The organism is Sphingomonas yantingensis, from assembly GCF_014199325.1.
Classification (GTDB): Bacteria; Pseudomonadota; Alphaproteobacteria; order Sphingomonadales; family Sphingomonadaceae; genus Sphingomonas; species Sphingomonas yantingensis.
Genome location: NZ_JACIJJ010000006.1, coordinates 19,850 through 43,136 on the forward strand (window position 1 = coordinate 19,850; position 23,287 = coordinate 43,136).

Here is a 23,287-nt window from a genome sequence, read left to right on the forward strand (position 1 = left end):
AACTTCGGCCATTCGTGGCCTCGCTTCGGCTCCCCAACTTCTGCCATTCATTCATGTCGGCAGGAGGACAGCCGCTGAGCCTCGACCTCCCCGATTCTGTTCGGCTTTCCCAAAAACGATGGTATTTCGGGATTATGGAAGTAGATCGGTTAGCCGGTTCCACCTGAGACATCAGGAGCCACTTTGGGGTCCGGGTCCTGCGCCTTGCCGGTCGCGGGTGCCACCTTCTGGCTCGGCATAGCGGTGAGATAAGCAACGATCGCATCGACGTCCTTCTCGGCCACTGGCGCCTTATACACCTCACGCATCTTGGTGACGGTCGCCTTCCACTGATCCGCCGATAGCGCAGGCTGGGTCAGCGCCATGCTGGCTGAGTGGCACGAGGTGCAATTGGCATTGATGACGTCGGCGTGCGGACCGTCGGGGTAGGTCGCGTCGTCGGCCGGCAGGTCGACGCTGGTCGAGGCAAGCGAGAAGCCGCGCGCTGACACGCTGGCGGCCGGTGCCGGCTCAGACATCTCGGAGATCGGAACGGGCGCCTTGCGGCTGCTCGGCGCGCCGATCGAGACGAGGATGATGCCGGTCAGGCCGATCAGGCCAGCAGCCATCATGCCGGGAGACGGAGTCTTCATGATTTGCTCGCTCCTCAGGCCGCGATGATGGTGGTGGTTTCAATGTTGCCGCGCATGAACCCGCCGGGATTCCAGATCGGCTTCATCGGCTGAGCGACACCGTTGGTGTTCCAGCAGCGCACCATGATGGGGTTAGGCCCGCGTCTCAGCGGCACCCGCCCGTCCCAGCGCCGGAAGCTGTACCTGCCCTCGTCCGCTCCGAGCGTCGTCCTGTACCAGGTGCGGCCACCGTCCGACGACACATCGACCTTGGCGACGTCGCAATCGCCGCCCATTGCGATGCCGCCGACCGGGATCGACGCTTCATAGGCGATCGCCTGACCATCGGGCAGGCTGGTCATCCAGCTACGCGGGATCATGCGATTGATCGGTACGGTCGGGAAGTCCTTGGCACCGGGGGCGACATTCGCGCCGGGTGTCGCGGGGATCTTGTAGGCCTTGGCCATCCAATACTGGTCGTCAGGGCCGGGCAGTACCTCGATCGCGTTCAGCATCTTGACCCAATAGGTCGAGTACCAGCCCGGCACGATCAGCCGGCAGGGAAAGCCGTTGAGGAGCGGCAGTTGCTCGCCGTTCATGCCGAAGGCGATCATGACCTCGCCGTCGCGGGCATGGTCGATGTCGAGTGCCTTCTCGAAGTCAGGAGCGCCCGCCACGACCGGCTGATCGAGAGCGCCGAAGCGCACCTGCACCGCGCCTGCCTTGACCCCGGCGAGGTCGAGCACGTCGCGCAGGCGAACGCCGAGCCACTTGGCGTTGCCCATCGCGCCATTGCCCCATTGCGCGCCGGCGACGCGCGGCTGGAATAGCCCGCGACTGTTGCCCGAGCACTGATTGACCGCCGCCATTTCGACCCGTGGAAGGCGCAGCAGCTGAGCGAGGCTGATCGACAGCGGCCGGTTGACGTGGCCGAAGACGTTGAGGCGGAAAGTCTCGACATCGATCGAGGTCGGGATATCGGCCCAGTGCCAGCGGACGAAGAACTGGTCGTTGGGCGTGAACACCGACTTGTCGAAGACCTCCATCGGCGTCTCCAGCAAGGGTGGATGGACACGCTGGAGGATCATGCTGCCCTTGCCGGGAAAGGCGCTGGTCATCGGCCGTTCGGCATTGCCGCCAGGCAGCTTCAGGTCGACGAGCTGCTGTGCCAGCGCAGGTGCTGCGGCAAGGCCGGCGCTGCCGAGCGCGGCATGCCTAAGAAAGCGGCGACGGCTGGTCTCACTCGCCAGCCCGGCGTCGAAATTGTCCATGACAAGGCTCTCCTGTGGCCAGCCACGCTGGCGGATCGAAGGGGCGTTCTGCAAGTGATCGAACCGACTGATCCGATCACCACGGCGGATCAGTTCGGGGTGGCGATGCAGGGCGAGACGAACAGGTTGCCCCGCCATGCGCCAGCCAGCGTCTTGGCACCGACCAGCAGCCACATCGCCGCAAGCGCGACTGTCAGCACCGTGCCAGCTATGCCGAAGAAGCCGAGGTTCAGCGTCGTGCCGAGGCGGAAGGTGGCGACGGTGTAGACGCCGAGCGGAAAGGTATAGCCCCACCAGCCCAGGTTGAACGGCACACCAGCGCGCCAGTAGCGGATGGTGATAAGCGTCGCGAGCGCCAGCCACCACAGGCCGAAACCCCACAGGCAGAGCCCGGCGACAACGCCGATCCCCTGCGCGACGGTGCCGACGCCGGCTAGCCGGTGCGCGGTGAGGATCGCCGGCGCATCCGCGCCGAGCACCAGCATGCCCAGAGCACCCGTGCCGATCGGCCCCAGCGCCAGCCAGGAGGATGCCGCCATGCTTTCATGCGGCAACTTGTGGAGTGCCATGCGCAGGATGAGGATGGCGAGGATGCCAAACGCGACCGGCACTGAATAGGCCCACAGCACATAGGAGGTCGCAAGCGTGACTAGCTGCGCGTGGGGATCGGCCAGATGCGGCGCGAGCAGCCCGCCGCTGGCACCCGCCACTTCGGCAGCGACGACCGGCAGCAGCCATACCGCGGTCATGCCGTCCAGGCTATGCTCGTGGCGGGTGAACATCAGGTACGGGATCAGCACGCCGCAGACGAGCGACATGGCGACGTCGATCCACCACAAGACCTGCGCGACCGGTACGATGCCATTCCCGAACCGCGCGATGCCGAAGGCGAGGCAGCCGTTGATGATTGTCGCCAGCCCCATCGGGATGGTCCCGATGAACATTGACACGGTGTTGTGCCCGAAGATGCGCCGCGCCTCATGCCCGAACATCACCCAGCGCGCGCCATAGAGGCCGGCGAACAGCGCGAAGAGTGCGATGTTGAAGAACCACAACACCTCGCCGAATGGCTTCAGCGAGGGTCCAATGCCGGGTACCTGCGGCAGTGCGAGCGCGAGGATGCCCGTGCCCATCGTCGCGGCGAACCAGTTGGGCGTGAACTGGCGGATCATCTCGCGGGGGTGATCGAGCCGGCTGAGCGGCTTGAGGCCGCTCAGAACGGAGTGCGTGTCGGCAGTCATGCGACCTGCTCCTTGATGAGGTCCGTCAGCGCGTCGGCCGCGCGGGTGCGATAGCGTTCCTTGTGGCGCAGCGCGTGAAAGGCGCGGTCGGGCAGCCCGAGCGGCAGCTCGACAAGGTCACCGGCCTTGAGCGCACGAGCTACGACCAATCGCGACAAGACGGCAACGCCGGCACCGGCCTCGACCGCGGTACGCACCGCCTCGTTGGACGGCAGCGTCATCGCTATCGTCAGCTGGGCCGGATCAAACCCGCGCGTTCGCAGCACGTCCTCGAAGGTCGAGCGCGTACCGGATCCCAGCTCACGGACGATCCAGCGTTCAGTGCGCAGCCAGGCCTCGTCGACACGTTCGGCGTCCTCGCGGCCGACCAGCACCATCGGATCACGCCCGACAGTCCAGTGGGCGAGTGCCGGTTCGTCCACCTCGCCCTCGACAAAGCCGAGTTCCGCCGCGCCGCTCAGGACCTGCGCTGCCGCACCTTCGGTGTTGTCGATCGCGAGCTCAACCGCGATCTGCGGGTGGCGTTCGTGGAAGGCGGCGAGCTTTGCCGGCAACCAGTAGCTCGCGATCGTCTGGCTGGCGACGATCCGCAATGAACCACGGGCAAGCCCGGCATAGTCCGCCAGCATCGTCTCGGCATGCGCTGCCCGCCCCAGCACCGCGCGCGCTTCCTCCAGAAAGCCGCGGCCTGCTTCGGTCAGCTGGATGCCACGCCCGACGCGGTGAAACAGAGGAACCCCGTAGCGCGCTTCGAGGGCAGCAATCGCGCCGGAGGCAGCAGACTGCGTGACGTTCAGCACCTCCGCTGCCTTGGTGACGTGTTCGCGCTCCGCGACACCGACGAATATTCTGAGCTGCTCCAGGGTCATGCAGCTTATATCGCGCAATCTGATCGATACGACCAACCGTTTGATCTGCTCATTCCAATCTGGATATCGGAACGATCGGCAGCCTTTCGTCTGTGATGGTCTTGAAGACTTGAAGCGATCCGCGCGCTTGCGGCGTTTGTTCGTCCATGACCGATATGATCGAGCGCAAATCCGATCCCTACAACGCCGAGCCGACGCCCAGTGCGTTGATCGAGCGGTTCCTGACGCCGCAGGCGCTGTTCTACGTGCGCAGCCACGGGCCAGTGCCGGATCTGCCCGCCAATCATCGGATCGAGGTGAGCGGGACGGGCATGGCGAGCCGCTCTTTCTCGGTAGAGGAACTGAAAGCTACGTTTTCCACGCACTCGGTGACAGCCGTGCTCCAATGCGCGGGTAACCGGCGCACGGACCTCCAGCAGGTCGGCAAGACGTCGGGCGATCCTTGGGATGTCGGCGCGATTGGCAATGCGGAGTGGACCGGCGTACGCCTGGCCGATGTGCTCGATGCAGTTGGCGCGCCTGATGCGTCCAACCTGTTCGTGGCGTTCACCGGCGCCGACGAGGTGGACGTGGAGGGCGAAGAAGCCTTGTTCGGGGTCTCGATCGCCATGGACAAGGCGCGGCAACCCGACGTCCTCATTGCCTGGGCGATGAACGGCGAGCCGCTGACGCCCGAACATGGCGCCCCGCTCCGCATGGTGGTGCCGGGCTATGCAGGCGTGCGCAGCGCCAAATGGCTGACACGGATCGAGGTGCGAGACACGCCTTCCGACGCACCGATCCAGGCGCACGACTACAAGCTGTTTCCCGCCGATGTGACGAGCGACACCGTCGACTGGAGCCAGGGTCTGACGATCAACGCCATGCCGCTCAACGCCGCGATCTGCGTGCCCGGCTCTGGCGAAAGCCTGCCGGCCGGGGAGGTGCGGATCGAGGGCTATGCCATCGCCTATGATCGCCGCGTCTCTCGGGTCGAAGTGTCGGTAAACGGTGGTCGCGAGTGGCAACAGGCGACGTTCGCCGATGATCCGGAGACGCACTGGGGTTGGCGGCGCTGGACCCTCGACGCCACGCTTGCCAAAGGTCGCCAGCACCTTGTCGTGCGCGCCTTCGACGGGGCTGGACAGGGACAGCCCGAACGGCCGGACACGATGTGGAACTTCGCCGGATATCTGTGCACCGCCTGGCATCACGTCCACGTGCTGGTCGAATGATCGAAGCGTCAGCGGCATCGGACATCGGCTTCTGGATCGATGCGATCGGGCGGCTGGTGGTGGCGACCGCGGCCGGGATGGTGCTCGGCTGGGAACGCTCGCGCGAGAACCGGCAGATCATGGGCTTGCGAACGCTGGGTCTGGTCGGTCTGGCGAGCTGCATCGCCGTGCAGGCGGTCGTGCATAGTGGCCTGCCAAATGTAAACGCCGACGCCGCAGGGCGGGCGATGCAGGGCATTCTGACAGGCGTCGGTTTCATCGGTGCCGGCGCGGTGCTGCGGGTCGGCCAGGGTCAGGAAGTGCATGGATTGGCGACCGCCGCGTGCATCTGGGTGACGGCCACGATCGGCGCGGCAGCGGGGTTGGCAGTGTGGCCGCTCATCATCGGCGGGGTGAGCCTTGCAATGCTCGTCCTGTTCGTCGGTGCGCCGCTGGAACGCCGCATCCGCGAGCGGGCTCGCCGGACGCCGGCCGAGGCCGACAGGAAGGACGTCGAGCGCAAGCCGTGATCCCGCTGGATCGCCCGGTGCCTGTCGGCGTCGGGAAGCGGCAAGGTGCAATCAGGACACCAGCGCCGCATCGGCCTGGCGCCGGACCTCGTCGGCGATCGGATGCAACTCGGCCGCGGGTCGCTCGCCCACCACACTATAGCCGATCCCATCAACCGCCCATGTGACCCGGCCCATGGTCCCGCTGGACGTGCTGGTCATGCTCGCGGTCTTGTCGATCTGCATAGGCCTCGTCAGCACCGCGAGTTTCGACGCTTGCGGTCCGTCGTAGAGGAGCAGTGCCGCAGGGCCGTGAGGCGTCGCGACCAATCGCCCCCCGCCATAGCGATAGCCGGCTGTGCTGAGGTCCGGGATGGTGACGCGCTCACCCAGTCGGGCGGAGGTCCACCGGATCAGCATGGCGCGCTGGTCGGGGCCGATTTCCGCCGGTCGTATCCGGTCGGCGGCATAGACACGGAAATTGTCACTCGCCTCGTTGGCCAGCGCCGCGATGCCCGCGCGGGGTTCACCGCTCCACCGCGCGCTCGACCAGCCCCCGCCAAACCCCAACGCCAGCAGAAGTGACGCGGCAATGGCGAGTTGCCAACGCGGTTGCCTTTGCCGTCCCCTGATCGCTGCCACGCGCATCGTCGCCGGAATGGGTTCGTCCGCGATCGTGGTGAACAGGGATGCAAGGGCTCGCGCCTGCTCCGCCTGCTCCCGCAAACGGGCATGCAGATCCGGCTGGCCTTTAAGGTAGGCGTCAACCAGGCGCTGCCGCTCGGGCGACAACCTGCCATCGATCCATGCGGCCAGATCGTCCTCGCCGATCGGGCTGGTCATTGCACGCTCCTCAATCGCGGCCGTTCACCCTCCCGGAGGAGTGTCGCCAGACGGTCGCGCCCCCGCGATATGCGCGACATCACCGTGCCCAGCGGCACGCCGACGACGGCAGCGACCTCCGCATAGGGCAGACCCTCGACCGATACGAGGAGCAGCACCGTTCGCTGCTCTTCAGGCAACGCATCAAGCGCGCGCAGCAGGTCGCGGTGGTGCAGGCCTGTGTCCTGATCGGCCGGACGGCCGAGCGCGGCGTCATCCACGAGGTGGAGCGGAACCGCCGTGCCTCGCCGGCTACGCTGCCGCTGATGGTCGACCAACAGATTGTGCAGGATCGCGTAGACCCATGGGCGAACCTCCACCCCGCGCCGCTGTCGCCATCGCCCGACCGCGCGCTCGAGGCAATCCTGCACCACGTCGTCCGCCATCGCCCGATCGCGCAGCCACGACCGGGCATAGCGGCGCAGGCCGGGGATCAGGGGTTCGATCGCGGCGGCAAGAGGGTCCATTTCAGTCGCGCTGCACCTGCACGATGCGTCCAGGCGCGCCGTTCACCACCTCCGCCACCGCCAGAAAGCGGCGGGGCGTCGCGGTGCTGCCCTGAACGATCTGCCGGATCGGACCCGATGCGTTGACGATCGCCGCACCTGCCGGGTTGCTCATGAAGTTCGCAAGCGGCTCTACCGCACCACTGCCGTCCGCATTGGCGGTCAGCACGAGCATGTAAGGCTTTTTGGGCTGCAAACCGGTAACGGCACTTTGCACGACCTGAATGATGCCCTGGTCGAAGAGGGTGATGCTGCTTGCTGTACCTTTGCCGCCGATCGGCCCCATGGTCAGATGCAACGCCTTGCCGGCCGTGCCGAGCGGCTGGAGATTGTCGGTGCCGGGGCCTGTCGGAACTGCGTTCGACACATAGGCGATCGCCTGCGGTGCCTGTCCGACCGGCACGGTGGCAACGACCGTGTTGCCAGCGGTGTCGATCGCGGCGAGCTCATCGGCATTCTCCAGCCCGACGTAGATGCGCCGGCCGTCGCCCGATGGCCAGACACCGTGCGGCATCTTGCCGACCGGGATGGTGGCGACGGGCGCGAAGTCGGATGTGCGGAACACCTTCACCGCATTCTCTCCGCCGACCGTCACATAGGCGAACTGCCCCTTGGCCGTGCGGGCGAAGTTGACATGGTTGGTGATCGGCCCGGTATCCAGCACCTTCAGGATCGCGAAGGGTGGTCTCGCATCGAATGCGACCGTCTTGCCGATGTCCTTCAGCGTGAACCACACCTGCTTGCCGTCCGGCGTCGCGGCAATATTGGGACAGAACGGGCTTGGCTGTGCCACCTGTCCGACCTGCGCGTGGGTCGCGACATCGAACACGGCCAGCACCGGATTGAACGACGAACAGACATAGCCGTACCGGCCATCGGGAGAGAAGATCGTCATGCCCGGACCACCGGGCGTCTTGATGCGCCCCGTCTCCTTGTACGTCGTAGGGTCGAGCACGGCGATATAGTCCTCGCCGCGTACCGTAACCCACACCTCCTTGCCGTTTGGCGTGAAGAACGCCTCGTGCGGACTGCGCCCGACATAGGTCGTGTGCTTGACGGTGTTGGTGGCGGTGTCGATCCACGACACGGCGTTCGATCCGATCGACACGACCGCCAAGGTCTTCCCGTCCGGCGAGAAGCCGAGGCCGTGGACCAGCACCTGTCCCTTGTAGAGCGGCGAAAAGTTCATCGGCTGGGGATCGCCCAGCTTGATGACGCCGAGCAGCCGGTTGTCGGCCGGGTCCGTCACCGACACCGTGTTGGAGAATTGTTCGGACGCATAGACGCGGTCGCGGTGGCTGACGGGTACGTCCCTGGCGTTCCATGGCGCCTGCTGGGCCATGGCGATCCCCGGTGCGGCGCTCATCAGCAAGGCGGCCGAGCGCAGGATGGTCCGGATCATGTCAGTGCTCCATATGGCTGTGGTGGTCGCCGCCCTGCGTCGGGGCTGGCGTCGAAGGGGGTAGCGGCTGACCGATCGCCAGCTTCATGGCGGCGATCTCCTGCTGCTGATCAATGATGATCTCCTGCGCGATGCGCTTGAGCTGCTCGTTGTGGCCGTAGCGAAGCTCCGCCACCGCCATATCGATGGCACCCTGATGATGCGGAAGCATCATCGTGACGAAGTCGCGGTCGACGTCGCCGGACGGCTTGACCATCATGCCCGCCATCATCCGGTCCATCGCGGCAGCCACCATGCTGGCGTAACCACCGGCAGGGGCGGCCGCGACTGCGCCTGTGAGCAGGGCCGAAGCAGTCAGACCGAGCATCCAATATCGTCTACGCATAAGCCTCCGGCGCATCAGTCCTGAAAGCATAGACGACGCTCGTCCGGGTTTATTCCATGGGTGAGCCGGTTATCAGCCTTCCCGATTGGGAACCTCAGATGGGAATCCCGCCTCGCCGATCGCTCTGTCAGACGTCTTATTGGTCCACTTTCCCGAAATTTGTTCCCGAATGCATTTTCCCGAAACGGTCACGTGAAGACGGAGAATTGGGAAAGTCGCACCAGCCGCAGGCCGCGGGTTCCGATGCGCAATCGGCAAGGCAAGCAGCGGAGATAGACCACGTCGCGACCGGTGGGTCAGCCGCTACAAGGACCCAATGTCGGTCGTTCGATCGCCTTCGCCCGCGATTCGAAATCGGCCTTTCGTTCATCTGATCGCGGATCGAAATTGCGAAGCCGGGCATCGGCCGTCAGCCCCCATTGAATTGCTTCTTCGCCGACGACGTTTGCATGTTGTTCGACCGGCCGAATGCGCTTCGAGCCGTCGCCGTTATGGGTCTGTAAAACCGCCCTCAGCGAATGCTCCCGCGAGTGGACGGCCCCGATCAACGAGAGGCATCGTTGGACGAATTCAGCGAAGAGCGCGCCGAACGATCAGCCGGTCCAGCGCCCAGTCGCCACCACCGTGCGCGACCAGCGGCAGCAGGAGCGCCACCCAGCTCAGATGCGTCGGCCAGGCGTCAGGATAGACGAAAATCTGGATGACCAGCGTCATTCCGATCAGCGCCAGCGCGGCGAAGCGCGTGCCGAGGCCGAGGATCAGCAGGATCGGAAACAGATGCTCGGCACCCGTCGCCGCGATCGCCGCAACCTCCGGCGGCACGATCGGCAGCGCGTATTCGCTGCGGAACAGCTCATACGTGCCCTCGGTGATCGTCAGCAGACCCTCGACCTTCGTCCGCCCCGACAGGAAGAAGATGGCGGCGATCGCCACCCGCGCGATCAGCAGCAGCAACGCGTCCGGCAACAGGCGCGGCAAGGCGGCCGTGCCGCTTCGATAGAGTTTGACGGCGTGCATGGTCGTCCCTTGAATAAGGAGAGGACCGGCACGCCGCAGCGCACCGGTCCTGTGCCGTTCAGGCCCTGATCGGGGTCAGCGATCCCTTGCCCTTGGGCGTCTTGATTGCGGTGCAGGTGCCGGCCTTCACCAGCTTCCAGGCGTTGCCCTGATAATCGACCTTCGACGTGCCGGCACAGCTCGTGCCGGCGCCGGCGGCGCAGTCGTTCCTGCCCGCGAGCGAGACGCCGTAGCATTTCTCCATCGCCGGCTTCTGCTGCGCGTGGGCGGGAACCGCGAGTGACGCGGCGGCGACGGCGATGGTTGCGGCAAGCGCGGCGGGGGTGGCGGACATGCGGTATCCTTTCGATCGGTCGCCTCGTCGCGCGGCCCGGCGGAGGGAAGCCGGGCCGCGCGGTGACGGGGAAGGAGGCGGGGGACCCACGTCACGCCGGGCTATTCGCGGCGACCTCGGCATCGGTTACACCGGCGCTTGCGGGAAAGTTTGGCGCCCATCTGTAACCAAGCGGCCCGCTCGCCCGAACAGGGCGGCGAGGAGGATGGATGGGGACCACCGAAGCGGCATTGCGGGACCTGATGGTCGCGGGCCTGGCCGGCGATGCGGGCGCGCACGCCGCGCTGCTCCGCGCGCTCGTGCCCCTGCTTCGCGGCTTCTATCGCCGGCGCGTGCGCGGCGGCGACGACGATATCGAGGATTTGGTGCAGGAAACGCTGATTGCCGTTCATACCCGCCGGGCGACCTGGGACCCGGATCGCCCGTTCACCGCCTGGCTGTTCGCGATCGCGCGCTACAAGATGGTCGACCAGTTCCGCCGCCATGCGCGCCTGTCGCCGATCGAGGATGCGGACGCGATCGCCGCGGCGGACGATTTCGAGGCCGAGACGATCGCCCGGCTCGACGTCGACACGCTGCTTGAACACGTCTCGCCCAAACAGGCGCGTATGATCCGCGCGACCCGGCTCGACGGGCTGAGCGTCGCGGAAGCTGCCGCGGCCGAGGGGATCGGTCAGTCCGACGTGAAGATATCGGTCCATCGCGGGTTGAAGGCGCTCGTCGCCCGCGTGCACGGAGGCACGCGATGAAGACCGACGATCTGATCCGGCAACTGGCCGCCGACGCCCTGCCGGTGCGTCGCGGCGCGATCGGGCGGCGGCTGCTCGCCGGGCTTCTCGCCGGGGGCCTGTTGTCGGCGGCGGCGGTCGTCATCGGCCTCGGCATCCGGCCGGACCTCGACCGCGCGATGCTCGGGCCGGTGTTCTGGATGAAATGGAGCTACACGCTGTCGCTGGCAGTGGCGGCGCTGGCGGTGACGGTGCAACTAGCGCGACCCGATACGGTGCGGCCGCGCGGGCTGTGGTTCTTGGCGATCCCGGTGGCGCTGCTTGCACTAGCGGGTGCCGCCGAGCTGGTGCGGACGCCCTCGACCGAATGGCTGGCGATGTGGCTGGGCCATAGCTGGAGGACGTGCCCGTGGCGCGTTCTCGCGCTGTCGGCGCCGATCTTCGCCGGGCTGCTCTGGTCGTTCCGACGATTTGCGCCGACCCGGCTGCGCGCGGCGGGAGCCGCCGCCGGTCTGTCGGCGGGGGCGTTCGCCGCCACGGTCTATTGCCTCCATTGCCCGGAAGTGTCGGCGATCTTCGTCCTCACCTGGTATTCGCTCGGCATCCTGCTGGCGGCGGGAATCGGATCGCTGCTCGGCCCGCGGCTGCTGCGCTGGTGAGCGCCGAATTTTTCGGCGTCGGACGCGTAACCGGATCACGGGGCCGGACGAATGAAGGGGGCCAATCCGGCTGAACTTTTCCTTCAGGAGAGCCCCATGATGACCCTCGACACCGGCCTCGGCCTTGCCGCTTCCGCCGCCGCCATCGCCATCGTTGCCGCCGCCGCGCCTGCGCCCGCCGAAGCGTTCGCCGCCGGCAAGATCCACTGCTACGGCGTCAACACCTGCAAGGGCACGTCGGACTGCAAGACCGCCGCGCACGAGTGCCGCGGCCAGAACGAATGCAAGGGCCAGGGCTTCAAGGAACTGAGCGCCAAGGCATGCAAGAAGGCCGGCGGCAGCCTGACCGAAGGCGCCTGACCCCCGCGATCTGGCCCGGCGCGATCGTGCCGGGCCGCCCATCGAGGAGCGATCCCATGATGCCCCGCCCGACCTTCGGCCTTGGCCTCCGCAAGCCGCATTATGCCGAGTTCCTGTCGCACAAGGTGCCCGTCGATTTCGTCGAGGTCATCTCGGAGAACTTCATGGTCGACGGCGGCCAGCCGCGCCGCATCCTGCGCGAAGTGCGCGAACGCTATCCGGTCGCGCTGCACGGCGTGTCGATGTCGCTGGGCTCCGCCGACGGTCTCGACCCCGCCTATCTCGCGCGGCTGCGCGCGCTGGTGGACGAGGTCGATCCGCTGTTCGTGTCCGACCATCTGAGCTGGTCGCGGATCGACGGGTTCAGCGCGCACGACCTGCTGCCGATCCCCTATACGCAGGAGGCGCTATCGGTCGTCTGCGCGAACATCGACCGGGCACAGGCCGCGCTCGGCCGCACGATGCTCATCGAGAATCCGTCGAGCTACCTCGCGCTCGGCCCTGCCGAGATGACCGAATGGGCGTTCCTGGAGTCGGTGTGCGATCGTACCGGTTGCGGGGTGCTGCTCGACGTCAACAACGTGTTCGTCAGCGCCGCCAATCACGGCTTCGATGCGCTCGACTATCTGGACGGTCTGCCCCATGCGCGCGTCCGGCAGGTGCATCTGGCGGGGCACAGCCAGGGCGAGCAGCTGCTGATCGACACGCATGACCGGCCGGTGCCGCCCTCTGTCTGGGACCTTTATGCGCATGTCCTGCCGAAGCTCGGCGCGGTTGCGACGATGATCGAGCGCGACGACGACATTCCGCCGCTTGCCGAGCTGCTCGGCGAACTCGCCACCGCCCGCCGTATCGCGGCCACCGGCATCCGGCACGCGGCATGATGCTGGTCGTGCAGCAGCGAGCGATGCGCGACTGGCTGAGGAGCGGCTGCGCCGCCGGCTTTGACGCCGGGGCTGCGCCGGGCCTCGCGGTTTATCGCAACAATCACCGTGCGGCGCTGGTGGCCTGTCTGGAGGCCGGCTTCCCGCGGACGCGCGCGTGGATCGGCGACGATGCGTTCCTCGACACGGTGATCGACCATGTCGGACGCGTCCCGCCGAGCAGCTGGACGCTCGATGCCTATGGCGAGGATTTCCCCGTCACGCTGGCGCTGCGCTATCCCGACGATCTCGAAGTGGCGGAAATCGCCGCGATCGAGCTCGCCCTCGACCGCGCGTTCATCGGGCCGGACGCGTCCGTTGTGGGGATCGATCGCCTCGCCGGCTATGACTGGGATCGGGCGGTGCTCCACATCACGCCGACGCTCGAGCTGCTCGAAGGGGCGACGAACGCCTTCGAGCTTTGGGAGTTGCTGTCCGCCGGCGCCATGCCGCCCGCCGCCGCTCGCCTCGATACGCCGCGCGCCCTCTTCGTCTGGCGGCAGGCGGGCATATCGCGCATCCGCATCGCCGATCCGATCGAGGCACAGGCGCTTTGCCGCGTCCGTGCCGGGCTGCCGTTCGGCGACCTGTGCACGCACACGGCGGAGGCATTCGGCCCGGACGAGGGCATTAGCCGCGCCGGCGTCTGGCTCGGCCGATGGATCACCGACGGTTTGGTGTGTGCGATCGACGACGACAGGAGTATCCTATGATCCTTGCCCAGCTGAGATACCGCGCGCCGCTGCTCGCCGCAGCGATCGCGCTCACCGCTTGCAGTGCTGCGGGCACATCGACCGCACCACCCCGCACCGCCGATGCCAGCCCCGCACTGGTTGTCGAGCTATATCAGAGCCAGGGATGCTCGAGCTGTCCGCCGGCGATCGCCAACGTCAACGCGATCGCCGACCGGCCGGATGTCCTCGCCCTGACCTTCGCCGTCACCTATTGGGACCGGCTGGGATGGAAGGACACGTTCGGCGACCCCGCCTTCACCGATCGCCAGCGCCGCTACGCCGTCGCCGCCGGCCGACCGGGCGTCTTCACGCCTCAAGTCATCGTCAACGGTCGCACCTCGATCGTCGGCGGGCGGCGGGCGGAACTGGATGCGGCGCTCAAGGCGACCCCGCGGCTGGCGGGCGGTCCGGCGATCGCGGCGAACGGGTCCGACGTGACCATCGCGGCGGGCATCCGCCCCGGGAGGCCGGCGGCCGTGTGGCTCGTCCGCTACGACCCCCGCACGCTGCGCGTTGCCATCGGCCGGGGGGAGAATGGCGGCCGAAAGATCGACCACCGCAACGTCGTGCGCCAGCTGATACGGCTGGGCAGCTGGAACGGCAGCGCGACCCGGTTTAGCGTAGGACAAGCAGTGCCCAAGGGGCTTGCGGGAGCGATCCTCGTTCAGGATGGCGCGAACGGTCCAATCCTCGCCGCGCGCCATGTCTAGTAGACTGGCGGAGCGAAGCTGAGCGAGAGCGCAATGGCGGCCTCGCGGCAACTGCGACCCAATTCCAGCCGTTCGCAGCCGGCTTTCACCACCCCAACTTCGGTCATTCGTTCATACTGCGCGACAATGCCGATCGGCAGGGCGGAAGGGCGAGGATTGGGACAAAGCCGTCGTTCCCACGCCGCAGGCTGAGCGTCAGCTCTTGTCAGAAGCCGACGTTCAGCACTTGCCTGCGTCATGAAGCGTGACGTAACGTGCAAAGCTTATCTTCGGCGAACAACTCTCGATTGAGCTGGAGCCTCAAGGTAACCTTATACCTCTGACCGGTGCCCCAACTCAGCTCGGCTAAAGCTATCAGCTGAAGTCGTTGTCACCCCGTCGCCAATGGATGAGCTCGAGTTCGTCGATGGCTGACCCGGCGGTGACCAACGCGAGGCCGTCGGCAAAAACCGCGCCGCCGCGTCCCTCAAGATCGAGTCCACGGGCGCGATTGCGTAGATCGTCTCCCATCACCTCGAACGGAATCGACGAGCGATCGGTATCTATCGCGTCGTTCAGGAACGAGCGCAGGGCGAGCTTAGCGACGTCTGCGCGGATCGCAAACAGGTGCGAGTGGACAAATGGGCGCAGCCACGGCCAGTCCGAAGCCGCATGCAGCCGCGTTTGCGGGACGTTCGACACGTCGCTCCAAATGGTCGGCGGAACGAGAGGACCGGTAACCCAATACTGATCGAGCCAACGGAAACGCAGGAACGGGACGAACTCTGTATACCCCGCTCGGTCCGTTCCATGCCGGATCGCGTTAGCTAAAACTGGCGAATGGGCGAGCCCGAAAGCGGTCGCGAAGTTATTCTTCTGAATATCCGTCCCGACCTCGTCGTCATCAACGCTGGCAACAGGGGTGGAGTTCGGCGGGGCGGGCGACGGCGTGGTCGGTGCGGTGTGATGGACCCGAAACTCAGCGGCGGTGGGCGATCTCATCCACGCGCCGATGCTGTAGCCCCGCACCGCGGTCTGGTTGCCTACGACGTGTCCGAGATGCGGCTCTGCGGCAGGAAACGCAGGCCGGTATCAGTGGCTGAAATAGCCAGTTGGCCGGGCTTCTCATACAGGCGTTCGGAGATTTCCGAAAAGGTGCGGCTCGCTGTATCGACGATCGCCGATCGCTCGCGGCGGTCCTGACGCATCGCGCGCACGGCTTCCTCCACCTCGCGTTCAAGCGCCTCGGCTCGCTCTTCGAGCTTTCGAGCCTCCTGCAGACGCCCCTCAAGCTGCTTGAGCTCAGACTCACGTCCGGCGAGTTCATCGCGTAGCCGTAGCAGTTCGTCGGCAGGGCCGCTCGCACGCAAAGATCGCGTGATGTCGCGGCGGCGCGCTTCTATGAGTTCGCGAAGCGGCTGGCGCTTGGCGATACGCTGCTGCGCCGCCGCGATTTCGTTTTGCAGATGGGATTGCCGGTTCTCGAGCAACTTCTCGTGAAAGCGGTGGACCTCTTCATATCGATCGGTCACGAGGTCAGGGAAGACGATCCTCGCTTCTTCGAACAAGCGGGCGATGTCCGGTACGTCGGTAAAGATCTCCGCCTCCAAAGCCCGCGCGTTCACGTCGATCGCCTCTTGATCGATCACATCGCCGTCGGAGAGATCGCGGAAATCTTGATTGAGGGTAGCGAGTTCGCGTTCCAGCTCGCGAAAGGCGGGCAGGACGTTGAACGCTTCGATCCGCTCCGCCAGACGATCGCGCCCGAGCTTTACCGAGGCGATCTGCGCCTCAAGCTGAGCCTCAAGGTCGGCGCGCTTGGCCCCCTCGGCAGCGGCCTTATCCAAGGTGGCTAGAGCGGTCTGTGCATCCTTGGTCTGTTTGAGTGCTGCCTTTGCCTGGTGCAGTCGACGCACGAGTTCAGCATCGAGACCAAACAGGTGGGCGAGTGAAGTTTCAGCCGAAGCGGTGGACTGGTTCCTGAAGGTCCGGACGGGGCTGTCGAGGCCGCCATCCCGCTTGCGGCGGGCGAAATAGCTGACGAGTTGCCGATATGAGACGTCGCCGTTGCCGCGCTTCTCGCGCAGCCTGAACCACTCCTCGCCGAGCCGTTTGCACCACTGCGCGTTCTGAATACGATCTACGCCGGACTGTGGAGAGCGGATGAAGACCTGCTTGGCGTTGGCGACGCTGCGCGTGACCTCGATCCGCTCGGGACCGACATCGAGATCAAGCGTGAAATTCCATTCGGCCAGGGCAGGTGCGGTAAGGGCGCCCTCGGGTTTGCCCCCGAGAAGGAAGTGAACCAAATCGATGGTGCTCGACTTGCCGGCACCATTGCGGCTGCGCCTCTCGCTGGCGCGACTACTATCCTGGTCGCTCCCATCGGCGCGCGTCGCGAGAAGGATGTTGAGGCCGGGGCGGAGGTTCAGCGTCCTGAAGCCTGCCCGGTCCGCTGCCAGCCTGTGCAGCATCAATGCCCTCCTACGCGGCGACGAATCAAGCCGTCGTCGCCGAGCGAGACCAACTTCATCAGGAAGAGGAGATCGATCGCAAGGATGAAGAAGGCATACGAGACCGGCCGGGCCTCCTGCTGCATGCGGAATTCGTCCCAAACTCCGGAGACCGTGCGCGGGGAGCCGAGGCCGTCAAAAACCTTACCCGCCAGGGTGAGCAGTGCCCGATCCGGACTGATGTTCTTCGTTGGAAGAATCACGGCGCAAAACCCATCACTGGAATCTCAAATATCTGACACGTCACAAAAAAGCGGGTCACGATCGCGAGAGCCGCGGTGTCGCGCTCTGCTTCGCCCGTGCCGCCGCCTGCGAAGATTACCAATTCCCTAAATGTGTGATCGGGTTCAAGGCCGGAGGTGACGCACTCTGCGTATCGGGCCTTGAACCCTTGGGCCATACGTTCGGGCTCCTCGGGGTCGGGCTGATCGCGCAGATACTCTTCGACCTTTGCGACGCCGGTCTGGCCGATCGAGAGGAAGTGGCGCGTCGCATCGGATAGCGCGTTGAAGGCCACCTTGGTCGCGAGATCGGCAGAGAGGGATACGGGCTCGTTCGGATCGGTGGCGATGGCGCGGCGAATCAAGGTTAGTGCACGCCCAAGGTTCGCGTAGGTGATCCTTGCCATGTCCGTCGGCCGGGGCGCGCGGCCATATAGTCGCATACGCTCCTCCGCCGGCAGGCTTTTGATCAGGTCCAGAATGTCGGACCGCGTGAGCGGTCCGGCCGGCACCTTAAGTTCGTCGGCGAGCTGCTCTATCTTGCGCACCAGTTCTGAGGGCATCGGCCGGCGGTGCACAGATGCGCAGTCAAGGCTCGATCTCGGCTGCGACGCCGCCATCGAGTCGTTCGAACGCCAGGCAAGCAACGCTTTCAAGTTGGCGGAGAAGCAGCGCGCTGCAATCCGCAACGCCATCGAATTGCCGTTGTCGATCGTCATCGGGGGAGCTGGAACCGGTAAGACAGCATGTCTCGCCGCTCTCCATCACGCCGTGGAACAGCTTCAGGATAGAAAAGACGCTGTCCTTCAGATGGCGCTCGCGGGGCGAGCAGCCAAGAGGATGCGGGAGGCGACTGGGAGAGAAGCTGTGACGATTGCTGGCTTCATTCATACGATGGAGCAGAGTCGCATAATGCAGGCCACTCATGTCATCATCGACGAGGCGTCGATGCTGGACGTAGCCAGCTTCTATGCTGTTCTTCGACGTCTGAAGGGGCGTGCGAACCTCGTGCTGGTCGGAGATGACTTCCAGTTGCCGCCGGTCGGCAGCGGGAAGATCCTTCATCTGTTAGCTGGACGCGAGGGGCTTCCCGTCACGGTACTCGATCAAATCTGGCGGCAGGAGAAGGGTAACTCAATCCGGGACGTCGCGCGCGCCGTACGGAAAAAAGAAATCGACCATCTCCCAATCTTTGAGGGACCCGCAGATGGCGTATTCATGATCGCGCCTGGGGAGGACGCGGTTAGAACCACCTGCGAAGTATTCGCCGATCTCGGGGGTACCGAGGATCATTGTGACATCTGCGTCATCGCTCCTCGCCGTCGCACCGGACACGGCAATGCCCTAACAATCAACACCGCCATCCACGAAAGCCATTTCAGTGCGCGAGGCGTAGCGAACGGCTTGGCGGGGAAGAGCGGGTTCTGCTTGGGGGATCGGTTCGTTTGCGACGTGAACCATTGGGATGTCGACCTGATGAACGGTAGTCTTGGCCGGATACTCAGGTTGGCGACGAGCGACGAGATCGACCAAAGCCGCCGGGACCGCGCAGCGCGTGGAGCCGAAAATGGCGATCTGCCGTTCGTGTTGGTGGAAGTCGATGGCACGACCCGCCTTTTGGATCGCCGACACTTGGCAAGCTGTTCGTGGGGATACGCGCTAACCTGCCATCGAGCGCAAGGATCTGACTTCGAGCGTGTCATCGTTTTCCTCGACGACGACATGGATCAAAGCTGGTTGTATACGGCGATTACCCGTGGAAGGCGGCAGGTCGTGCTTGTGGGGACGCCGGACCAATACCGCCGCATTGTGCGAACGACGCCCAAAGTTGATCAACGGCGTGTCGCGTTGGACGTCCTCCTTGCTTCTCACAGATCCTCCGAAATTTCATCACATGCCTGAATCCGACGTTGCTAACGGGTTGATCGTTCTCACCGATGCGACCTGCATGATCAAAGAGAAGCGCTATCCAGGGATCCCCACGCTTGTGTGGAATGACGGCATTGATGAGGACGCTTCAGACTGGTTTCGAGACCTTGTGGTTCGCGATGGACTAGCGATCAGTAGTGTGGAAGAATATGCGAATATCCTCCGACCCTTCCTTCGCTTCTGCCGCTCGAGACGGAGAAACTGGAGGACCGTCGATGATGACTTCCTGCTGGTTTGGCGAGAAGAGCTGCACCGCGGCCAAAGCGTCGGAATCCCTCGGGTGAACACCTCCTTGGACGTAATATTCAGCTTCTATCAGTGGGCGGAGGAGAAGAGGCGTATTCGTTACCACGTCGGCATCTACACCGATGACGAGATACCGGCTCAGATCAGAGAACACGGCTTTTCCATAACAGCTAAGCGAACATTCCGAAAGACGCGACATGGAAAGGTTTTCGCGAGCTGGTCAACGAAGCTGAAGCTTGCTGGTGCGAGGCAAAGTTCGCGTCTTCGTCATACTCCGACCGAAGATGAGACACGTCGCGCTCACGAGGTAATCGCTGAGCAACCTCTGGGTGAACGAGACTCGCTAATGTTCTCTTGGGCGGAGGAAGTCGGAACCCGTCGGTCTGAGATTCTGCAAGTACGCAAGTCGCATATGCCAACCCAGTCAGAACTGGAAAAGCTTATTGATCTAGGTGAGGACTGGTGTATTGAGCTCAAACGCAAGGGGGGTAAAACAAAGCCAATTTACGTTTCACCAGACCTGGTAATCAGAACGATGGACTTCATAGAGGTTGGAAGGGCAGACATCGTCAGCCTCTGTAAGGCTAAGATCGTTGATTACCACGAACCGGATGAGGTGTTCATCTCGACCCGCACCGGTCTCGTTCTGCATCCAGACAGTGTGACCTCTCTTGGGGCAAAGGCCTTCAACAGCGCGGGTATCACGAACGCGAACATACACCGGCTACGCGCGCGCAAGGCCGTCGAGGTGGTCGAAACGCTCGTCGAGGCGGTATTCAGCGGTGAGATGATCGGCTCCCAGACGAGCTGGATCGAAACCATACTCACGCTTGCAGCCGAGCGCATGGGACATATGAGTCCCGAGTCTCTGCGCCCGTACCTAAATTATGTACTGAAAAGGCGTATCGAGAAATCCGACGCGAACGCAGTGGCGAAGCTCAAAACGAAGCGGCGTCAACTCGAGGCACATGTAGGTACGCTTGCCCGTCGCTTGTCGCAGCACTGCGAGCTTCATCGCGCTGCGCGGTTGATCGCGGATTTGAGAAACGAGGAAGCAGCTTCAGCGTTGCGGCGGATCGCCGACGAGCTGCTTCTCGGTGCCTAAGACTTCTTCCAAATGGATTGTTACCATAAAGACCGTCCGCTCGCTTCACTCGCGCTGCCGACTCCTAACCGAGCGGATGCGTGTTGACCGAGCCCGCTGCTGGTGCAGCGGGAGTGAAAGTCGGTCGTGGGTCCGGCCAATCCCGGTACTCCACAGGTACCTCCCGCGGGCATCACCGCCAGCGCTCTGGGCTGCGCGCGGCGATGCCCGCGGGGCCCTCCTATGGATTACCGGGATCGACCTCTGTCGGTGTATGGCGCATTAGGGTAAGCAGCGATAAGTGTGGTTACTGTAGCGATTGATGCTGATTCATCGCACACCGGAAAAGCGTTCAACGCGTTTTCGGCATCGATGCTGCTTCGGATGCTGGCGCAACAATGCGATCTCGAACCCCGCGAGCTCGTCTGGAGCGCGGGCGACGCGCACATCTATCTCAACCACGCGCATCTGGTCGAGGCGACGCTGGCGCGCGAACCGCGATCGGAGCCGCGGCTCAGGATCACGCGCCGGCCCATCTCGATCTTCGATTACGCGATCGAGGATTTCGAGGTCGAGGGCTACGACCCGCATCCGCATATCGCGGCGCCCGTTGCGGTCTGAAGGCCGGGGTTGAAGCCGGGGGCGTCACCGCCACATCGGACCTGGACATCAAGGAGCAAGCCGATGGGCCAGCGCCCGCCGCACGTCAAACCGCCCGCCTATCTCTCGAAGAGCCCGCCCGTGCCCAAGCCCGAGCCGGCGGAGCGCAAGCCCGATCCCGACGGCCGCGATCCCGTGCGATACGGCGACTGGGAGCTGAAGGGGATCGCGATAGACTTTTAAAGCCTCGCCCGTCATCCTAGCGAAGGCTGGGATCGCTTCGTATGGGAGCGCTCAAACGGCCGGGGTCCCAGCCTCCGCTGGGATGACGGCTTGTCGTTCAAGCTTCGGGCCGCAGCGGCCGTGCCAGCAGCGCCTGGGTGATCGCGCCCACATCCGCGCCCTCCAGCAGCGCGCATACTGCTTCAGTCACCGGCATGTCGACGCCGCGCGCGCGGGCGTCCTCGCGCAGGACGGGTGCGGTAAACGCGCCCTCCGCCACGGTCCGGCGATCGGCGAGCATCGAGGCGGCGGGGCGCCCCTCGCCGATGCCGACGCCCAGCGAGAAATTGCGGCTGCTGGTCGAGGAACAGGTAAGGACAAGGTCGCCGAGGCCCGACAGGCCGCTGAGCGTCTCGACCCGAGCGCCGCGGGCGATGCCGTAGCGCGTCATCTCGGCGAAACCGCGCGCGATCACCGCGGCGCGGGCGTTCTGGCCAAGGCCCGCGCCATCGACCACGCCGCAGGCGATGGCGAGCACGTTCTTGACCGCGCCGCCGATTTCCGCGCCCACCACGTCGTCGCTCGCATACGGGCGAAGACTGGGCGAAGCGAGCCGCTCAGCCAAAGCATCGCGAAGGCCCGCATCGGCGCAGGCCAGCGTGACCGCAGTGGGCAGGCCCGCTGCGACTTCGTGCGCGAAGGTCGGGCCGGACAGGACGGCGAGCGGCGAATCGGGGCGCGCTTCGCTCGCGATCTCGCTGACCAGGCGGCGCGTGCCCGCCTCGATCCCCTTGGCGCATAGGACGAGCGGGCGGCTTGCGACGTCGATCTCGCGCAGGACCGCGCCGACATGCTGGGCGGGCACGACGACCAGCAGCGCCTCGGCATCACCCAGTTCGGCAAGATCTCCGGTCGCGCGGATGGCGGGCGACAGCTTCGCCTTGGGCAGGAACAGCGTGTTGACGTGGGTGTCATTGATGCTCGCGACGACTTCGGGCTCGCGCGCCCAGAGCGTCACGTCCTTGCCGCCGGTGGCCGCGACCTGGGCGAGGGCGGTGCCCCAGGCGCCCGCACCGATGACGCCGATCTTCATGCCTTCACTCCCGCCCCGCGCGCCGGCGCCGCATGGGGATCGAGCGGCCAGCGGGCGCGCGCCGGCGTGTCGAGCGGATCGGTCAGGCCCGCGGCAAAGCGCTCGGCCCCAGCCCAGGCAATCATCGCGGCATTGTCGGTGCACAGCCACAAGGGCGGCGCGACGAAGCGCAGGTCGTGACCCGCCGCCAGCGCCTGAAGCGCGGTGCGAACCCCCTGATTCGCCGCGACCCCGCCCGCAACGACGAGCGCGGTGGCGCCCGGCGCCTGCCCGATCGCGCGGCGGGTGCGGTCGATCAGGCAGTCGATCACCGCTTGCTGAAAGGATGCGGCGGTATCCTCAGCGCGATGCTCGCCCGATTGCGCGGCGCGGGCGACCGCGCTTTTGAGGCCGGCGAAGGAGAAATGGGGCTCGGCGCTGCCGACCAGCGGGCGGGGGAGCGGCACGGCCCTAGCATCGCCCAGCGCCGCGGCGCGCTCGACCGCGGGACCGCCGGGAAAGCCGAGGCCGAGCAGCTTGGCGGTCTTGTCGAACGCCTCCCCCGCGGCATCGTCGATTGTGGTGGCGAGGCGAACGTGATCGCCAACGCCGCGCACCAGCAAGAGTTGGCAATGCCCGCCCGAGACGAGGAGCAGAAGATAAGGAAAGGCAAGGTCGGGTTCGGCCAGCCGGGGGCTCAGCGCATGCCCCTCCAGATGATTGACCGCGATCAGCGGCTTGCCCGCCGCATGGGCCAGTGCCTTGCCGGTGACGAGGCCGATCATCACCCCGCCGATCAGCCCGGGCCCCGCGGTCGCGGCGATCGCATCCACGTCGGCCAGCGTCACACCCGCCTCGGCCAGCGCGCCTTCGATCAGCGGAGCGAGAATATCGGCATGGGCGCGCGCGGCGATTTCCGGCACGACGCCGCCATAGGGGGCATGCGCCGCTTCCTGCCCCGCCAGCTTGTGCGAAAGGATCTGCCGATCGCTGGTGACAAGTGCCGCGGCGGTTTCGTCGCAGCTCGATTCGATGCCCAGGATCAGCGCCATCGCTTCCATCTAGCCGCGCGCCCGGCTAGCACAAG

28 protein-coding genes and 1 pseudogene are annotated in these 23,287 nt (G+C 65.4%); 12 read left to right on the forward strand and 17 right to left on the reverse strand.

Annotated elements, in window-relative coordinates:
• Window positions 1-149 precede the first annotated feature (149 nt).
• The 4 genes from FHR19_RS15980 to FHR19_RS15995 all read right to left on the reverse strand — a co-directional run bounded on the left by FHR19_RS15980 (window position 150) and on the right by FHR19_RS15995 (window position 3,992).
• Window positions 150-632, reverse strand: a complete 483-nt coding sequence (locus FHR19_RS15980; protein ID WP_007406258.1) for a c-type cytochrome — start codon at window positions 630-632, stop codon at window positions 150-152.
• Window positions 633-646: 14 nt separating this feature from the next.
• A complete protein-coding gene (locus tag FHR19_RS15985) occupies window positions 647-1,882 on the reverse strand; it encodes a molybdopterin-dependent oxidoreductase (RefSeq protein WP_184030546.1) in 1,236 nt (411 codons plus the stop codon).
• 89 nt (window positions 1,883-1,971) lie between these two features.
• Window positions 1,972-3,123 (reverse strand): TDT family transporter, encoded by a 1,152-nt coding sequence (locus FHR19_RS15990; RefSeq protein ID WP_184030549.1) that lies wholly within the window; start codon window positions 3,121-3,123, stop codon window positions 1,972-1,974.
• On the reverse strand, window positions 3,120-3,992 hold the full coding sequence (locus tag FHR19_RS15995) for a LysR family transcriptional regulator (RefSeq protein ID WP_058733710.1): 873 nt from the start codon (window positions 3,990-3,992) through the stop codon (window positions 3,120-3,122). The genes FHR19_RS15990 and FHR19_RS15995 overlap by 4 nt, the downstream gene beginning before the upstream one ends.
• A gap of 146 nt (window positions 3,993-4,138) precedes the next feature.
• On the opposite strand from FHR19_RS15995, the gene FHR19_RS16000 reads away from it, so the two are divergent.
• The gene (locus FHR19_RS16000; RefSeq protein WP_097064887.1) at window positions 4,139-5,206 is read left to right on the forward strand and encodes a molybdopterin-dependent oxidoreductase; all 1,068 of its coding nucleotides are present in this window, start codon (window positions 4,139-4,141) and stop codon (window positions 5,204-5,206) included.
• Complete coding sequence (locus FHR19_RS16005; RefSeq protein WP_058733712.1) at window positions 5,203-5,715, forward strand: MgtC/SapB family protein; 513 nt, start codon at window positions 5,203-5,205, stop codon at window positions 5,713-5,715. Before FHR19_RS16000 ends, FHR19_RS16005 begins: the two co-directional genes overlap by 4 nt.
• A 51-nt stretch (window positions 5,716-5,766) precedes the next feature.
• On the opposite strand, the gene FHR19_RS16010 is transcribed toward FHR19_RS16005, so the two are convergent.
• The 7 genes from FHR19_RS16010 to FHR19_RS16040 form a co-directional block, all read right to left on the reverse strand.
• Window positions 5,767-6,537: an anti-sigma factor family protein gene (locus FHR19_RS16010; protein ID WP_058733713.1), complete on the reverse strand. Its 771-nt coding sequence runs from the start codon at window positions 6,535-6,537 to the stop codon at window positions 5,767-5,769.
• Complete coding sequence (locus FHR19_RS16015) at window positions 6,534-7,043, reverse strand: RNA polymerase sigma factor (protein ID WP_088368483.1); 510 nt, start codon at window positions 7,041-7,043, stop codon at window positions 6,534-6,536. The genes FHR19_RS16010 and FHR19_RS16015 overlap by 4 nt, the downstream gene beginning before the upstream one ends.
• 1 nt (window position 7,044) lies before the next feature.
• The gene (locus tag FHR19_RS16020; RefSeq protein ID WP_088368484.1) at window positions 7,045-8,484 is read right to left on the reverse strand and encodes a YncE family protein; all 1,440 of its coding nucleotides are present in this window, start codon (window positions 8,482-8,484) and stop codon (window positions 7,045-7,047) included.
• Between the two features lies 1 nt (window position 8,485).
• Window positions 8,486-8,851: a DUF305 domain-containing protein gene (locus FHR19_RS16025; protein ID WP_206379054.1), complete on the reverse strand. Its 366-nt coding sequence runs from the start codon at window positions 8,849-8,851 to the stop codon at window positions 8,486-8,488.
• 314 nt (window positions 8,852-9,165) lie between these two features.
• Window positions 9,166-9,417, reverse strand: coding sequence for a hypothetical protein (locus FHR19_RS16030; protein ID WP_184030552.1), 252 nt, complete (start codon window positions 9,415-9,417; stop codon window positions 9,166-9,168).
• A gap of 22 nt (window positions 9,418-9,439) precedes the next feature.
• Complete coding sequence (locus tag FHR19_RS16035; RefSeq protein WP_184030554.1) at window positions 9,440-9,886, reverse strand: DoxX family protein; 447 nt, start codon at window positions 9,884-9,886, stop codon at window positions 9,440-9,442.
• 58 nt (window positions 9,887-9,944) lie between these two features.
• Window positions 9,945-10,220 (reverse strand): BufA1 family periplasmic bufferin-type metallophore, encoded by a 276-nt coding sequence (locus FHR19_RS16040; RefSeq protein WP_184030557.1) that lies wholly within the window; start codon window positions 10,218-10,220, stop codon window positions 9,945-9,947.
• Window positions 10,221-10,429: 209 nt separating this feature from the next.
• Here FHR19_RS16040 and FHR19_RS16045 point away from each other — a divergent pair, with 209 nt between their 5' ends.
• From FHR19_RS16045 to FHR19_RS16070, 6 genes are all read left to right on the forward strand, one after another.
• The gene (locus FHR19_RS16045) at window positions 10,430-10,969 is read left to right on the forward strand and encodes a sigma-70 family RNA polymerase sigma factor (protein ID WP_184030559.1); all 540 of its coding nucleotides are present in this window, start codon (window positions 10,430-10,432) and stop codon (window positions 10,967-10,969) included.
• Window positions 10,966-11,607 (forward strand): DUF1109 domain-containing protein, encoded by a 642-nt coding sequence (locus FHR19_RS16050; protein ID WP_184030562.1) that lies wholly within the window; start codon window positions 10,966-10,968, stop codon window positions 11,605-11,607. Before FHR19_RS16045 ends, FHR19_RS16050 begins: the two co-directional genes overlap by 4 nt.
• Window positions 11,608-11,703: 96 nt before the next feature.
• A complete protein-coding gene (gene bufA2, locus FHR19_RS16055) occupies window positions 11,704-11,967 on the forward strand; it encodes a BufA2 family periplasmic bufferin-type metallophore (RefSeq protein ID WP_184030564.1) in 264 nt (87 codons plus the stop codon).
• 56 nt (window positions 11,968-12,023) lie between these two features.
• Entirely contained in the window at window positions 12,024-12,851 is an 828-nt protein-coding gene (gene bufB / locus FHR19_RS16060) for an MNIO family bufferin maturase (RefSeq protein WP_184030567.1), read from the forward strand.
• Window positions 12,848-13,603, forward strand: a complete 756-nt coding sequence (locus tag FHR19_RS16065; RefSeq protein WP_184030570.1) for an HvfC/BufC N-terminal domain-containing protein — start codon at window positions 12,848-12,850, stop codon at window positions 13,601-13,603. The genes bufB and FHR19_RS16065 overlap by 4 nt, the downstream gene beginning before the upstream one ends.
• Entirely contained in the window at window positions 13,600-14,334 is a 735-nt protein-coding gene (locus tag FHR19_RS16070; RefSeq protein WP_184030573.1) for a DUF1223 domain-containing protein, read from the forward strand. Before FHR19_RS16065 ends, FHR19_RS16070 begins: the two co-directional genes overlap by 4 nt.
• 354 nt (window positions 14,335-14,688) lie before the next feature.
• Here FHR19_RS16070 and FHR19_RS16075 read toward each other — a convergent pair whose 3' ends face one another.
• Genes FHR19_RS16075 through FHR19_RS16090 form a run of 4 tightly spaced genes read right to left on the reverse strand, consistent with a single transcriptional unit; the run spans window position 14,689 to window position 17,766 of the window.
• Window positions 14,689-15,315 (reverse strand): hypothetical protein, encoded by a 627-nt coding sequence (locus FHR19_RS16075; RefSeq protein ID WP_184030576.1) that lies wholly within the window; start codon window positions 15,313-15,315, stop codon window positions 14,689-14,691.
• 41 nt (window positions 15,316-15,356) lie between these two features.
• Window positions 15,357-16,787 (reverse strand): hypothetical protein, encoded by a 1,431-nt coding sequence (locus FHR19_RS16080; RefSeq protein WP_184030579.1) that lies wholly within the window; start codon window positions 16,785-16,787, stop codon window positions 15,357-15,359.
• Window positions 16,787-17,029: an ABC-three component system middle component 6 gene (locus tag FHR19_RS16085; RefSeq protein WP_184030582.1), complete on the reverse strand. Its 243-nt coding sequence runs from the start codon at window positions 17,027-17,029 to the stop codon at window positions 16,787-16,789. The genes FHR19_RS16080 and FHR19_RS16085 overlap by 1 nt, the downstream gene beginning before the upstream one ends.
• Window positions 17,026-17,766, reverse strand: coding sequence for an ABC-three component system protein (locus FHR19_RS16090; RefSeq protein WP_246359586.1), 741 nt, complete (start codon window positions 17,764-17,766; stop codon window positions 17,026-17,028). Before FHR19_RS16090 ends, FHR19_RS16085 begins: the two co-directional genes overlap by 4 nt.
• On the opposite strand from FHR19_RS16090, the gene FHR19_RS16095 reads away from it, so the two are divergent.
• From FHR19_RS16095 to FHR19_RS16110, 4 genes and pseudogenes are all read left to right on the forward strand, one after another.
• Window positions 17,753-18,949, forward strand: a complete 1,197-nt coding sequence (locus FHR19_RS16095; protein WP_246359587.1) for an ATP-dependent DNA helicase — start codon at window positions 17,753-17,755, stop codon at window positions 18,947-18,949. The genes FHR19_RS16090 and FHR19_RS16095 overlap by 14 nt on opposite strands.
• Complete coding sequence (locus FHR19_RS16100; protein WP_184030591.1) at window positions 18,942-20,327, forward strand: hypothetical protein; 1,386 nt, start codon at window positions 18,942-18,944, stop codon at window positions 20,325-20,327. The genes FHR19_RS16095 and FHR19_RS16100 overlap by 8 nt, the downstream gene beginning before the upstream one ends.
• Window positions 20,328-20,648: 321 nt before the next feature.
• Window positions 20,649-20,927: pseudogene (locus tag FHR19_RS16105) on the forward strand (thymidylate synthase); the annotation flags it as partial.
• A 63-nt stretch (window positions 20,928-20,990) separates the two neighbouring features.
• Window positions 20,991-21,149 (forward strand): DUF1674 domain-containing protein, encoded by a 159-nt coding sequence (locus FHR19_RS16110; RefSeq protein WP_184030597.1) that lies wholly within the window; start codon window positions 20,991-20,993, stop codon window positions 21,147-21,149.
• A 97-nt stretch (window positions 21,150-21,246) separates the two neighbouring features.
• Here FHR19_RS16110 and FHR19_RS16115 read toward each other — a convergent pair whose 3' ends face one another.
• Window positions 21,247-22,221 (reverse strand): NAD(P)H-dependent glycerol-3-phosphate dehydrogenase, encoded by a 975-nt coding sequence (locus FHR19_RS16115; protein ID WP_184030600.1) that lies wholly within the window; start codon window positions 22,219-22,221, stop codon window positions 21,247-21,249.
• Entirely contained in the window at window positions 22,218-23,252 is a 1,035-nt protein-coding gene (gene tsaD / locus FHR19_RS16120; protein ID WP_184030603.1) for a tRNA (adenosine(37)-N6)-threonylcarbamoyltransferase complex transferase subunit TsaD, read from the reverse strand. Before tsaD ends, FHR19_RS16115 begins: the two co-directional genes overlap by 4 nt.
• Window positions 23,253-23,287: the final 35 nt, after the last annotated feature.

Excerpts from the sequence above, each read along its gene's own strand:
- FHR19_RS15980 (WP_007406258.1), bottom strand. The coding sequence starts at position 632 with ATGAAGACTCCGTCTCCCGGCATGATGGCTGCTGGCCTGATCGGCCTG.
- FHR19_RS15985 (WP_184030546.1), bottom strand. The coding sequence starts at position 1,882 with ATGGACAATTTCGACGCCGGGCTGGCGAGTGAGACCAGCCGTCGCCGC.
- FHR19_RS15990 (WP_184030549.1), bottom strand. The coding sequence starts at position 3,123 with ATGACTGCCGACACGCACTCCGTTCTGAGCGGCCTCAAGCCGCTCAGC.
- FHR19_RS15995 (WP_058733710.1), bottom strand. The coding sequence starts at position 3,992 with ATGACCCTGGAGCAGCTCAGAATATTCGTCGGTGTCGCGGAGCGCGAA.
- FHR19_RS16000 (WP_097064887.1), top strand. The coding sequence starts at position 4,139 with ATGACCGATATGATCGAGCGCAAATCCGATCCCTACAACGCCGAGCCG.
- FHR19_RS16005 (WP_058733712.1), top strand. The coding sequence starts at position 5,203 with ATGATCGAAGCGTCAGCGGCATCGGACATCGGCTTCTGGATCGATGCG.
- FHR19_RS16010 (WP_058733713.1), bottom strand. The coding sequence starts at position 6,537 with ATGACCAGCCCGATCGGCGAGGACGATCTGGCCGCATGGATCGATGGC.
- FHR19_RS16015 (WP_088368483.1), bottom strand. The coding sequence starts at position 7,043 with ATGGACCCTCTTGCCGCCGCGATCGAACCCCTGATCCCCGGCCTGCGC.
- FHR19_RS16020 (WP_088368484.1), bottom strand. The coding sequence starts at position 8,484 with ATGATCCGGACCATCCTGCGCTCGGCCGCCTTGCTGATGAGCGCCGCA.
- FHR19_RS16025 (WP_206379054.1), bottom strand. The coding sequence starts at position 8,851 with ATGCTCGGTCTGACTGCTTCGGCCCTGCTCACAGGCGCAGTCGCGGCC.
- FHR19_RS16035 (WP_184030554.1), bottom strand. The coding sequence starts at position 9,886 with ATGCACGCCGTCAAACTCTATCGAAGCGGCACGGCCGCCTTGCCGCGC.
- FHR19_RS16040 (WP_184030557.1), bottom strand. The coding sequence starts at position 10,220 with ATGTCCGCCACCCCCGCCGCGCTTGCCGCAACCATCGCCGTCGCCGCC.
- FHR19_RS16045 (WP_184030559.1), top strand. The coding sequence starts at position 10,430 with ATGGGGACCACCGAAGCGGCATTGCGGGACCTGATGGTCGCGGGCCTG.
- FHR19_RS16050 (WP_184030562.1), top strand. The coding sequence starts at position 10,966 with ATGAAGACCGACGATCTGATCCGGCAACTGGCCGCCGACGCCCTGCCG.
- bufA2 (WP_184030564.1), top strand. The coding sequence starts at position 11,704 with ATGATGACCCTCGACACCGGCCTCGGCCTTGCCGCTTCCGCCGCCGCC.
- bufB (WP_184030567.1), top strand. The coding sequence starts at position 12,024 with ATGATGCCCCGCCCGACCTTCGGCCTTGGCCTCCGCAAGCCGCATTAT.
- FHR19_RS16065 (WP_184030570.1), top strand. The coding sequence starts at position 12,848 with ATGATGCTGGTCGTGCAGCAGCGAGCGATGCGCGACTGGCTGAGGAGC.
- FHR19_RS16070 (WP_184030573.1), top strand. The coding sequence starts at position 13,600 with ATGATCCTTGCCCAGCTGAGATACCGCGCGCCGCTGCTCGCCGCAGCG.
- FHR19_RS16075 (WP_184030576.1), bottom strand. The coding sequence starts at position 15,315 with ATGAGATCGCCCACCGCCGCTGAGTTTCGGGTCCATCACACCGCACCG.
- FHR19_RS16080 (WP_184030579.1), bottom strand. The coding sequence starts at position 16,787 with ATGCTGCACAGGCTGGCAGCGGACCGGGCAGGCTTCAGGACGCTGAAC.
- FHR19_RS16090 (WP_246359586.1), bottom strand. The coding sequence starts at position 17,766 with ATGACGATCGACAACGGCAATTCGATGGCGTTGCGGATTGCAGCGCGC.
- FHR19_RS16100 (WP_184030591.1), top strand. The coding sequence starts at position 18,942 with ATGCCTGAATCCGACGTTGCTAACGGGTTGATCGTTCTCACCGATGCG.
- FHR19_RS16110 (WP_184030597.1), top strand. The coding sequence starts at position 20,991 with ATGGGCCAGCGCCCGCCGCACGTCAAACCGCCCGCCTATCTCTCGAAG.
- FHR19_RS16115 (WP_184030600.1), bottom strand. The coding sequence starts at position 22,221 with ATGAAGATCGGCGTCATCGGTGCGGGCGCCTGGGGCACCGCCCTCGCC.
- tsaD (WP_184030603.1), bottom strand. The coding sequence starts at position 23,252 with ATGGCGCTGATCCTGGGCATCGAATCGAGCTGCGACGAAACCGCCGCG.